The following is an 11,522-nucleotide window of genomic DNA, read 5'->3' on the forward strand; positions in this document are numbered from 1 at the left end:
GGTAGTGGCACTGTATGCCCTGGTGTTCTTCACTGGAGACAAGTCGGCCACGCCGAAACTCGGCATCGACCTGCAGGGTGGAACGCGCGTCACGTTGACCGCTCGTACCCCGGACGGCAGCGCTCCCAGTCAGGACAGTCTCAAGCAGGCTCAGGAAATCATCGAGACCCGCGTCAACGGTCTCGGCGTTTCCGGTTCCGAGGTCGTTGTCGACGGTGACAACCTCGTCATCACCGTTCCCGGCGACGACAGTGCGCAGGCTCGCTCGCTCGGCCAGACCGCTCGTCTGTACATCCGCCCGGTGACGGGTTCGATCGACGTCGCCACCCGTGACGCGAATCGGACAGCTACGCCTGAGGCGCCGGCGGCCGAAACTCCGGCCACTGATGCACCGGCCCCCGAAGCACCCGCTGACGGGACGCAGACGCCGCAGAACCGTCCGTTCCTGGCTCAGGACCCGACTACTCCCGAGGCAACGCCCGCGCCGCAGACAACGACTCCGGCCCCTACCGGGGACGCGCCGAGCGACGGCACCGACGAAGGCGACGCAGCAGCAGCGGAAATCGCCGCAGCGCGCGCCCTCCGGCAGAGCAGCGATCCGACAGTGCAGCAGCAAGCAGTGGCGAACCTCGACTGCTCCGTCGCGGATCCGCTCCGTGGAAACGACGACCCGACCCTGCCGCTGGTCGCCTGCTCGCAAGACGGACTGAACATCTATCTCCTCGGTCCTTCGATCATCGACGGACAGGAGATTGCCGACGCGTCTTCGGTCTTCAACTCGCAGCAGTCGCGCCACGAGATCAGCCTCTCGTTCAAGACGACCGGCAGCAACACCTGGGCCGAGTTCACCTCAGCCAACATCGGCAAGCAGGCAGCGTTCACGCTCGACTCGAAGGTCGTCAGCGCTCCCACGATTCAAGGTGCAACGCCTGCGGGTAGCGCCACCTCGATCACGGGCAGTTTCACTGCCGAGAGTGCCAAAGAACTTGCCAACACACTGAAGTACGGTTCGCTTCCGCTCTCGTTCGCAGCCTCTGAGGCCGAGACGGTCTCGGCCACGCTCGGCCTGGCCTCACTGCAGGCGGCATTGATCGCCGGCGCGGTCGGTCTCGTTCTCGTTCTGCTGTACTGCCTCGTCTACTACCGCATGCTCGGCGTTCTGACGGCGTTGTCGCTGATTCTCTCCGGAGTCATGGTCTACGCGATCATGGTTCTGCTCGGCAGATACATCGGCTTCACGCTCGACTTGGCCGGCATGGCTGGTCTGATCATCGGTATCGGTATGACCGCCGACTCGTTCGTCGTGTTCTTCGAACGCATCAAGGACGAAATGCGTGAGGGCCGTAGCTTCCGCTCGGCGGTGCCACGCGGTTGGGCAAGAGCACGCCGAACAATTCTTTCCGGCAACGCGGTGAGCTTCATCGCCGCCGCAGTTCTGTACGTGCTTGCGGTCGGACAGGTGCGCGGCTTCGCCTTCACCTTGGGTCTGACGACCATTCTCGACGTGATTGTCGTGTTCCTCGTGACGTGGCCACTGGTCAGCATGGCGTCCCGTTCGGCGTTCTGGTCCAAGCCCAGCGTCAACGGTCTCGGCGCAGTGCAAGAGGTTGCCCGCGAACGTAAGGTTGCCGCCGCTGCGTCGGCTAAGGAGACACGAGCATGAGCGAGTCCAACAACTCCCCGGTGGGGTCCACCAACAGTTCCGCCGCCGAATCCGCCGATGCGGCGGCCCGGTCGGAGATCACCGACTCAGGCGTCGATCAGGGCGCGATGCCCAAGCACAGCTGGCTCTCGCGGCTGTACACCGGAACGGGTGCGTTCGAGGTCGTCGGCAAGCGTCGCTTCTACTACGGACTGACCGGCGCTCTGGTCGCCATTGCGCTGCTGAGCATCATCCTGCGCGGCTTCACCTTCGGTATCGATTTCGAAGGCGGATCACGCATTCAGTTCCCGGCCGAGGGCGGAGTCGAGACGTCGGCGGTGGAAACCGTCTACTCCGACACGCTCGGGTTCGAACCGGTCAGCGTGCAGACAGTCGGCTCGGGTGCCAGCGCAACCGTGCAGATCCGGTCGGAGACGTTGAACGCGACGCAGATCAACGATCTTCAGTCGGCGCTCTTCGACGAGTTCCAGCCCAAGGACAAGAACGGGAACCCGTCGGCGCAAGCCATCAGTTTTGCGGACGTGAGTGAAACCTGGGGCGGCCAGATCACCAAGAAGGCGCTGATCGCGCTGATTGTGTTCCTGGTGATCGTGAGTATCTACATCGCCATCCGCTTCGAGCGGGACATGGCGGTAGCTGCGATCGTCGCGTTGTTCTTCGACATCATCGTCACCGCCGGCGTCTACTCGCTCGTCGGTTTCGAGGTGACACCCGCGACGGTGATCGGTTTGCTCACCATTCTCGGCTTCTCGCTGTACGACACCGTGGTGGTGTTCGACAAGGTCGAAGAGAACACCCGCGGTGTTCTGCATCTGACGCGCCGGACGTACGGCGAGCAGGCCAACCTCGCGGTGAATCAGACCTTGATGCGATCGATCAACACGACCGTCATCAGTGTGCTCCCGGTGATCGCTCTGATGGTCGTCGCGGTCTGGATGCTCGGCGTCGGCACACTCAAGGACCTTGCGCTCGTTCAGCTCGTCGGCATCATCGTGGGTGCGTACTCCTCGATCTTCTTCGCGACGCCGCTCCTGGTGTCGATGAAGGAACGCTGGGGACCCGTTGCCGCGCACACTCGTAAGGTGCTCTCGCGCCGGGCTACGCTGGCCGAGAAGGGTACGCAGACGGTTGCCGTCGGCGCACCAGTTGCACGCCGTGCGCCGGTTGCTCCGCAGCCGGGTGCGCGGCCGACCGGAAAGCGAAACAAGAAGGGGCACTGAACATGCTCCCAAGAACACGCACACTGGTTCGATCGATGACGTTCGTTGCGGCCACCGCTGTGGCTGCGGGTTCGTTGGCGGCCTGCTCGGAAAGCGCCGAGCAGGTTCCGTCCATCGGATATGCCATCGACAACTCCATCTCCACGTACAACGCCAACACGACAGCTGGATCGGTGTCCGGGGCGATGGCCGCGTTCGGCCGGGTGCTTCCCGGCTTCACGTTCACCGGCCCGGCCGGAGCACCTGTCTCCGACACCGACATCGGAACGGCGTCTGAGTTGCCCGGTGACGTGCTCACGGTCTCGTACAAGCTCAATCCGGCGTCCGTGTACTCCGACGGGATTCCGATGTCCTGTGACGATCTCGTCCTCACCTGGGCGGCGTCGAGTGGCAAGTTCACCGAAGACGTCGATGGTGCCGTGAAGCCCATGTTCGACACGGCGAACAATCTCGGATACGCGGACATCGACCGGATCGACTGCCAGAGCGGGGCGAAGGACGCGACGGTGTTCTTCAAACCCGGGCGATCGTTCACCGATTGGCGGTCGTTGTTCGGTGCGACTGCGTTGATGCCTTCACACGTCGTGACGCAGCGCACGGGTGTCAGCGACGTGGTGAGCGCGGTGAATGCCGGTGACACCGAAGCGTTGTCGAAGATCGCGGACTTCTGGAACACCGGGTGGAACCTGACTCCAGGTCAGGTGGACACCTCCGTACTGCCCTCCGCTGGTCCGTATCGAATCGACTCGTACAGTACCGACGACGGCCTGGTGCTGGTCGCGAACGAGCGGTGGTGGGGCAACAAGCCTGCGACCGATCGCATCGTCGTCTGGCCACGTGGTGTGAATCTGACCGAGGATCTCGACAAGAACTCGATCGAGGTAGTCGACGTCGCTTCCGGCTCGGCTGGCGAACTCGGTACTCCGTCCGGGTTCGACGTCCAACAGATTCCGTCGCGGTCGATCGAGCAGTTCGTTCTCGCGACCTCTGGTTCGCTGGGCGACGAAGCCGCCCGTCGAGCGTTCGCGCATTGTGTTCCGCGTACGACTCTGTTCGAGAAGTTCGGGCAGACGGAGAATGCGCCGCAGGCGGGTCTGGGTTCCGGCGTGGTCGATTCGCGACTGATGGCGCCGGATTCACTCGTTTACAGCGACGCCGCTGCGGTCGACGGTGATCGGTACGCCAATGCCGACATCGAGGCTGCGAAGACGTCGTTGTCGGAAGCCGACCTCGACCAGTTGACCGTCCGGGTCGGGTACCTCGCACCGGACCCGGTGCGGGCGCAGATCGTCTCCGAAGCGAAAGCCGCGTGTGCTCCGGCGGGAATCACGGTCGAGGACGCAAGTAGCGACAGCTTCGATCCCGCGAGTCTGCAGAGTGGGGGAGTCGACGCCGTGCTCTCCGGCATGGCAGGCAAAGTCGGCGCAGGCGGAACAGCGAGCATGATCGACGCGCGCGGAGCGCTGCGATCGGGCAACGGCGCAAACCTCGGTACGTACGGAAATGCCAGGATCGATCAGATCATCGATCAGTTGAACGTGGATGCGAGCACGAGTGCGCAATTGGGACTCTCGGTGGAGGCGGAGAACATCCTGTGGACCCAGGTGCCTACGATTCCACTGTTCAATCAACTACGAACTGTCGCTGTAGCTCCAGGCATGTCGGCAGTGTTGGTCAATCCGACTCGGGCCGCTACCGGCTGGAACATGGACAGATGGGTACTACGCAGATGAGCGTCTCGAATGGTGTTGCCTTGCACACGACTGAAGAATTGATCGCAATCCACCGGGCTGCCGGGGACGCCGTTGTTCGGCTGACCCGCTGGGCGGACAACTTTCCCGGTCCCGGTGTTCGGTTCGCCGATCTGACTCCGGTGTTCGCCGACGCCGAGGGGTTCGGGGCCGTGCTCGATGCCCTTGTCGCCTGTGCTCCGGACGCCGACACGATCGCCGCCGTCGATGCTCGTGGATTCCTGCTCGGTGCCGGTGCGGCCGCGAAGATGGGTGCGGGAGTCGTTGCCGTGCGGAAGGTCGGCAAACTGCCGCCGCCGGTGCTCTCTCGTTCGTACAGCCTCGAGTACGGATCCTCGACTCTCGAGATTCCCGCAAACGGCTTCGATCTCACCGGGCGGAATGTTCTGGTGATCGACGACGTTCTGGCTACCGGAGGGACACTCGAGGCGGCTGTACAGTTGGTCGAGTTGGGTGGAGCGAACGTCGTCGGCGTCGCAGTGGTGCTCGAGATCGAGGAACTGCGCGGTCGAGATCGCTTCTTGAAGTACCCACTGACATCACTGGTGAAGGTCTGAGTATTAAAGTTGTCTCCTGGGGGTCGAGTTAGACCTCCAGGGCAATTACCCGATGCAGGGCGGTTGCCTCAACCAACTCGGTGGTAGGAGGTGGCGACATGACGTCGAATCTTGATCGATCACAGAACTCGGGTGCAGTGTCGCAGGAGTCGGGTGCAGTTCCGGCTCCGGAGACGACACCATCGAAGTCAGCGGTGCCCGACGATTCGGGATCTGCGCAAACTACCGGCAATCGGGGTGGGCAGAATCTGGCCGTGCCCGCTTCCGCCTCCCGTAGGGTGCGCGCTCGGCTTGCTCGACGCATCACCGGTCAGCGCAACGCCACCATCCGCCCGGTGCTCGAGCCGTTGGTCAGCCTCCACCGTGAGCTGTATCCGAAGGCCGACCTCGCGCTGCTCCAGCGTGCGTACGACGTCGCCGAGGACAGACATTCGAGCCAGCGGCGCAAGTCCGGCGATCCGTACATCACGCATCCGTTGGCCGTCGCAAGCATTCTGGCCGAGTTGGGTATGGACACCACTACCCTCGTCGCAGCCCTTCTGCACGACACCGTCGAGGACACCGGTTACTCACTCGAAGAGTTGACCAAGGATTTCGGTGACGAGGTCGCTCACCTTGTCGACGGCGTCACCAAACTCGACAAGGTCGTTCTGGGCACCGCAGCCGAGGGCGAAACCATCCGCAAGATGATCATCGCGATGGCGCGGGACCCTCGCGTGCTCGTGATCAAGGTTGCGGATCGTCTGCACAACATGCGCACGATGCGATTCCTGCCGCCCGAAAAGCAGGCACGTAAGGCGCGTGAGACTCTCGAAGTCATTGCGCCACTTGCGCATCGGCTCGGAATGGCGACCGTCAAGTGGGAACTCGAGGACCTTTCGTTCGCGATCCTGCACCCGAAGAAGTACGACGAGATCGTTCGACTGGTCGCCGATCGCGCGCCCTCTCGAGACACTTATCTGGCCAAGGTCCGCGCCGAGATCAACTCGACTCTGTCCGCCTCGCGGATCAATGCCATCGTCGAGGGCCGGCCCAAGCACTACTGGTCGATCTACCAGAAGATGATCGTCAAGGGCCGCGATTTCGACGACATCCACGATCTGGTCGGCGTGCGCATTCTGTGCGAAGAAGTGCGTGACTGTTACGCCGCGGTCGGTGTTGTCCACTCGCTGTGGCAGCCGATGGCCGGACGCTTCAAGGACTACATCGCACAACCGCGCTACGGCGTCTACCAGTCGCTGCACACCACCGTCGTGGGACCGGAAGGCAAGCCCCTGGAGGTCCAGATCCGGACCCAGGACATGCACCGGACCGCCGAGTTCGGTATCGCCGCGCACTGGCGGTACAAGGAGACCAAGGGCAAGCACGCGGGCGACATCGCCGAGGTCGACGACATGGCGTGGATGCGTCAGCTACTCGACTGGCAACGTGAAGCGGCCGATCCGGGGGAGTTCCTCGAATCGTTGCGTTACGACCTCGCGGTCAAGGAGATCTTCGTCTTCACGCCGAAGGGCGACGTCATCACGTTGCCCGCCGGATCGACTCCCGTCGATTTTGCATACGCCGTGCACACCGAGGTCGGGCACCGATGCATCGGTGCCAGGGTCAACGGCCGACTGGTCGCGCTGGAACGAACTCTCGAAAACGGCGAAGTGGTGGAGGTCTTCACGTCGAAGGCTGCCACCGCCGGGCCGAGCCGAGATTGGCAGACGTTTGTCGTCTCGCCGCGTGCCAAGGCGAAGATCCGGCAGTGGTTCGCGAAGGAACGTCGCGAAGAGGCGCTCGAGTCCGGCAAGGATCAGATCGCGAAGGAAGTCCGCCGTGTGGGACTTCCGTTGCAGCGGTTGATGAATGCCGAATCGATGAGCACGATCGCGCACGAACTTCGCTATCCCGACGTCTCGGCGTTGTACACGGCCGTAGGCGAGAGTCAGGTGTCGGCGCACCACGTCGTGCAGCGACTGGTTGCTCATCTGGGCGGCGTCGGCGCCGTCGAGGAGGAACTGGCCGAGCGTTCGACGCCGTCGACCATGCCGGTGCGCACCCGCAGTACGGGTGACTCCGGAATTCTGGTTCCCGGAGCACCGGGCACGGTGGCAAAACTCGCGAAGTGTTGCACGCCGGTACCGGGCGATTCGATTCTGGGCTTCGTCACGCGTGGCGGCGCGGTCAGCGTGCACCGTACCGACTGCACCAACGCCAACTCGCTCCACGATCAGTCGGAGCGAATCATCGACGTCGAATGGGCACCGTCAGCGACATCGGTGTTCCTGGTCGCGATCCAGATAGAGGCGCTCGATCGTCATCGGTTGCTTTCCGACGTCACCAAGGCGTTGGCAGACGAGAAGGTGAACATCCTGTCGGCCTCGGTCACCACGTCCGGCGACCGGGTGGCGATCAGCAAGTTCACCTTCGAGATGGGCGACCCGAAGCACTTGGGTCATGTTCTCAACGTGGTTCGTAACGTGGAAGGCGTCTACGACGTCTACCGCGTGACCTCTGCCTCGTAAACTGCTGTGCGCCTTTATTAACCGCGGGCGGTTAATAAAGGCGCACAGGGGGTCAGGCGACTACTGCAGTCTCGATGGTGATCGGGGTGTTGGGTGCACCGCCGCCGGTTGCTCCCATGCCACCGTCGTCGCCGTCGGCCGCGATCTTCTCGATCGTCGCCAGGCCGGCGTCGTCGATCTTTCCGAAGACCGTGTAGTTGGGCGGCAAGACCGAATCCTCGTAGACGAGGAAGAACTGACTGCCGTTGCTGCCCGGTTTACCCGAGTTGGCCATTGCCAGCGTGCCGCGGGGGTAGACGGCAGGCAAGGAAAGTGCCGGATCGTTAGCAGGGTAGGCAGTGGTCGGGTACTCGTTGTCGAAGCCGTAGCCTGGTCCGCCCGTGCCCTTGCCCGAGGGATCGCCGCACTGCAGGATCTGTAGACCGGGTGTGGTGACGAGTCGATGGCACGGGGTGTCGTCGAAGTACTTCTGCTCGGTCAAGCTCACGATGCTGTTGACCGTGCAGGGGGCTTCCGCCCGGTTCAGTTCCATCCCGATCGGGCCGGCCGTAGTCGTGAGCGCGACGTTGACGGTTCCCTCGGTGGACACACCCGTGGAGTTCGGCGGATTCACGGTTTTTGCTGCACCCGCCGCGCTCGGGTACGAGCAGTCGACGGTCGCCGAGGCCGGAGTCGGGACAGGCGGGAGTGCGTCGAACTGTGACATGTCGAGCGGCGGCATGGCAGCCGTTGTCGTCTTCGCCTTGGAGGTGCTGGACGGCGAGTCCGAGCTACCGGAATCACTGGAACAACCAGCCAGAAGCAGCGCCGCGGCGCTTGCGGCGGCAATAACTACAGGAAAGCGCATCACAGGATTACGTCGCATCAGTCGAGCCTTACTGTCTTGATGTCGGTGGTCAGATTCGGCTTGCCGTCACCCTCTGGCGTCGATCCGCCGGCCGCGACCTTGTCCAAAGTGGCGAGCCCGGTTTCGTCGATCGTGCCGAAAACCGTGTACTGCGGGGGGAGTTGTGAGTCGCCGTAGACGAGGAAGAACTGGCTGCCGTTGCTACCGGGTGCCCCGGTGTTGGCCATCGCAACCGTGCCGCGCGCGTAGGTGACGGCCTCTTGCGCTGCCGGGTCGGTGGTGGAGTACGCCGTGGTGGGGAATTCGTTGTCGAATCCGTAGCCCGGTCCGCCCGTGCCGGTGCCCGACGGGTCACCGCACTGCAGCACCTGGAGCGAGGGGCTCGTCGTCATGCGGTGGCAGGTGGTGTCGTTGAAGTAGTCCTGCTGCGCCAAGCTCACGAAGCTGTTGACCGTGCACGGAGACTTTGTTCCGTCGAGTGTGAGCCCGATGTTTCCCTGCGAGGTCTCGACGCTGATGCTCGGCGTCGCGTCCGGCGCGGTGGTGGGAATCCCGTCGGTACGGGGAGGGTTGTTGGCCTTGGACGCGGTAGCGCCGTCGGCTGGATACGAGCAGGAAACCGTGTCGGCCAGTGGCGTCGACAGACCGGCCGGCATTGCACCCGCGGTCTGTGGCGTGAGGCTCGAGTCGTCGGCAGCAGTGTTGGTGGTGTTCGCGTCGTCGTCGCTGCGGTTGCTCAGCCAGATGAGTCCACCGACGACGCCGACTACGACGACCACGCCGAGCGCAGTTCCGGCTATCGTCATCTGCTTGCGCTTGCGGGCACGTTCTGCGCGACGTTCGAGCTGACGCTCGAGCTTGCGTTTCGCCGCCTCGCGGCGTTGCTCGTTACTCGGCACTGCTGTAGTCCTCCGTATCGCGGGTGGATCGTGGTCGGCCGGCCGAGCGACACCCTGGGGGTCGGCTTCGGCAAGCGGCTCTACTCGTCGTCAGAGTCTCCCATTGCAACCTGAGAACTTACTGGCGGGGCAGCAGCTTAGGCTGTAACCGACAGCGTGTTGTTTGTTTCCACCCTTCGAAGAGGAGTTGCCCCCGTGCTCGTCACTGGTTTTCCGGCCGGGATGTTCCAAACCAACTGCTACATACTCGCTCAGGACGACGCGTGCGAGTGCGTAGTCGTAGATCCGGGTCAGGATGCAGCTGAGCCGCTCTTCGAATATCTGGACTCCAAGGACATGTCGGTCACGGCGGTCCTCCTGACGCACGGTCATCTCGATCACGTGTGGTCGGCCCGCGAGGTCTGTGAGCGGTATTCCGTACCCGCGTACATCCATCCCGAGGATCGCTACATGCTCAGCGATCCGGCACGGGGGATCGGCCCGACGATGAAGGAATTCATTCAAGGCATGACGTTCGTGGAGCCGGACGAGGTGATCGAACTGGCCGACGGAGACAAGATCACCGAGGCCGGAATGACGTTCGTCGTGGACCACACACCCGGGCACACGCAGGGATCGGTGGTGTTCCGCACCCAGGCGAACACCGAGAGCGGGCCCGTGGATTTGGCGTTCACCGGTGACACCCTGTTCCAGGGTTCCATCGGGCGCAGCGACCTGCCCGGCGGAAATCACGAGCAGTTGCTCGCTTCGATCGCCCGCAAGCTATTGGTACTCGGTGACGAGACAGTGGTCCTGCCCGGGCACGGCGGCAACAGTTCGATCGGCGCCGAGCGAAGCTCGAATCCGTTTCTCGTTGGACTCAGCGCACAAGAATAAGGAAAAGTACCTCTCGTGAGTAAAGCCAGCACCTTCTCTGCACCCAAGGGCATTCCGGACTACGTTCCGCCGCAGTCAGCCGAATTCGTCGCCGTTCGTGACGGTTTGACGCGCGCCGCGAGGTTGGCGGGATACGGCCACATCGAATTGCCGATCTTCGAGGACACCGGCCTGTTCGCTCGCGGTGTCGGTGAGTCGACCGACGTCGTCAGCAAAGAGATGTACACATTCGCCGACCGCGGTGACCGTTCGGTGACGTTGCGTCCCGAGGGAACCGCCGGAGTCATGCGTGCGGTCATCGAGCACAGCCTCGATCGTGGACAGTTGCCGGTCAAGGTCAGCTACGCGGGCCCGTTCTTCCGCTACGAGCGCCCGCAGGCCGGTCGCTACCGCCAGTTGCAGCAGGTCGGCGTCGAGGCCATCGGGATCGACGACCCCGCGCTCGACGCTGAGGTCATCGCGATCGCCGACGCCGGATTCCGGTCGTTGGGGCTCGACGGCTTCCGCCTCGAAATCACCTCTCTCGGTGACGACACCTGCCGGCCGCAGTATCGCGAACTGCTGCAGGAGTTTCTCTTTGCACTCCCGCTCGACGAGGACACGCGTCGACGCGCCGAGATCAACCCGCTCCGCGTGCTCGACGACAAGCGCCCGGATGTACGCGAGATGACGGCCGGCGCACCGCTCATGCTCGATCACCTGTCGGAGAGCTGCAAGGCGCACTTCGACGAGGTGCTCGCGCACCTGGACGCATTGGGCGTTCCGTACGTCGTCAACCCGCGCATGGTCCGCGGCCTCGACTACTACACCAAGACAACCTTCGAATTCGTGCACGACGGACTGGGTGCGCAGTCCGGAATCGGTGGTGGTGGTCGTTACGACGGTCTGATGGAACAGCTGGGTGGACAGCCGCTCTCGGGCATCGGGTTCGGAATCGGCGTCGACCGCACGGTTCTCGCGCTCGAGGCCGAGGGCAAGTCAGTTGCGCCACCGGCGCGTGTCGACGTCTTCTGTGTACCGATGGGTGCCGAGGCGAAGGCCGCACTGGTGAAGATCGCACATCAGTTGCGTGCCAATGGGATTCGCGTCGACCTGGCGTACGGAAACCGTGGTGTGAAGGGCTCGATGAAGGCAGCTGATCGTTCGGGTGCCGCAATCGCTTTGGTTCTCGGCGAGCGTGAACTCGAAGAGGGCGTTGT

9 protein-coding genes are annotated in these 11,522 nt (G+C 63.4%); 7 read left to right on the forward strand and 2 right to left on the reverse strand.

Features of this window, described 5'->3' with window-relative positions:
* The 5 genes from secD to RWT78_RS23720 all read left to right on the forward strand — a co-directional run.
* Positions 1–1,663 (forward strand): protein translocase subunit SecD (gene secD, locus RWT78_RS23700; RefSeq protein ID WP_399552184.1); only part of this gene is annotated, 1,663 nt, incomplete at its 5' end.
* Entirely contained in the window at positions 1,660–2,883 is a 1,224-nt protein-coding gene (gene secF / locus RWT78_RS23705; protein ID WP_007732958.1) for a protein translocase subunit SecF, read from the forward strand. The genes secD and secF, both read left to right, overlap by 4 nt.
* 2 nt (positions 2,884–2,885) lie before the next feature.
* Positions 2,886–4,616, forward strand: a complete 1,731-nt coding sequence (locus RWT78_RS23710) for an ABC transporter substrate-binding protein (protein ID WP_003943316.1) — start codon at positions 2,886–2,888, stop codon at positions 4,614–4,616.
* Complete coding sequence (locus RWT78_RS23715) at positions 4,613–5,191, forward strand: adenine phosphoribosyltransferase (protein ID WP_007732962.1); 579 nt, start codon at positions 4,613–4,615, stop codon at positions 5,189–5,191. Before RWT78_RS23710 ends, RWT78_RS23715 begins: the two co-directional genes overlap by 4 nt.
* A 98-nt stretch (positions 5,192–5,289) precedes the next feature.
* Entirely contained in the window at positions 5,290–7,701 is a 2,412-nt protein-coding gene (locus tag RWT78_RS23720; protein ID WP_314681367.1) for a RelA/SpoT family protein, read from the forward strand.
* Between the two features lie 52 nt (positions 7,702–7,753).
* On the opposite strand, the gene RWT78_RS23725 is transcribed toward RWT78_RS23720, so the two are convergent.
* Together RWT78_RS23725 and RWT78_RS23730 are read right to left on the reverse strand one after the other, a co-directional pair.
* Positions 7,754–8,566, reverse strand: coding sequence for a peptidylprolyl isomerase (locus RWT78_RS23725; RefSeq protein WP_370333875.1), 813 nt, complete (start codon positions 8,564–8,566; stop codon positions 7,754–7,756).
* The gene (locus tag RWT78_RS23730) at positions 8,566–9,447 is read right to left on the reverse strand and encodes a peptidylprolyl isomerase (RefSeq protein ID WP_314681369.1); all 882 of its coding nucleotides are present in this window, start codon (positions 9,445–9,447) and stop codon (positions 8,566–8,568) included. The genes RWT78_RS23725 and RWT78_RS23730 overlap by 1 nt, the downstream gene beginning before the upstream one ends.
* A gap of 195 nt (positions 9,448–9,642) precedes the next feature.
* Between RWT78_RS23730 and RWT78_RS23735 the strand changes: the two genes are divergently transcribed.
* Positions 9,643–10,323: an MBL fold metallo-hydrolase gene (locus RWT78_RS23735; protein WP_007732970.1), complete on the forward strand. Its 681-nt coding sequence runs from the start codon at positions 9,643–9,645 to the stop codon at positions 10,321–10,323.
* Between the two features lie 15 nt (positions 10,324–10,338).
* Positions 10,339–11,522 (forward strand): histidine--tRNA ligase (hisS, locus tag RWT78_RS23740; protein ID WP_314681371.1); only part of this gene is annotated, 1,184 nt, incomplete at its 3' end.

This window comes from uncultured Rhodococcus sp. (assembly GCF_963525155.1).
Lineage (GTDB): Bacteria > Actinomycetota > Actinomycetes > Mycobacteriales > Mycobacteriaceae > Rhodococcus_F > Rhodococcus_F qingshengii.

What these genes read in the sequence shown, in the direction of transcription:
- RWT78_RS23715 (WP_007732962.1), top strand. Translation starts at nt 4,613, where the DNA reads ATGAGCGTCTCGAATGGTGTTGCCTTGCACACGACTGAAGAATTGATC.
- RWT78_RS23710 (WP_003943316.1), top strand. Translation starts at nt 2,886, where the DNA reads ATGCTCCCAAGAACACGCACACTGGTTCGATCGATGACGTTCGTTGCG.
- RWT78_RS23720 (WP_314681367.1), top strand. Translation starts at nt 5,290, where the DNA reads ATGACGTCGAATCTTGATCGATCACAGAACTCGGGTGCAGTGTCGCAG.
- RWT78_RS23725 (WP_370333875.1), bottom strand. Translation starts at nt 8,566, where the DNA reads ATGCGACGTAATCCTGTGATGCGCTTTCCTGTAGTTATTGCCGCCGCA.
- secF (WP_007732958.1), top strand. Translation starts at nt 1,660, where the DNA reads ATGAGCGAGTCCAACAACTCCCCGGTGGGGTCCACCAACAGTTCCGCC.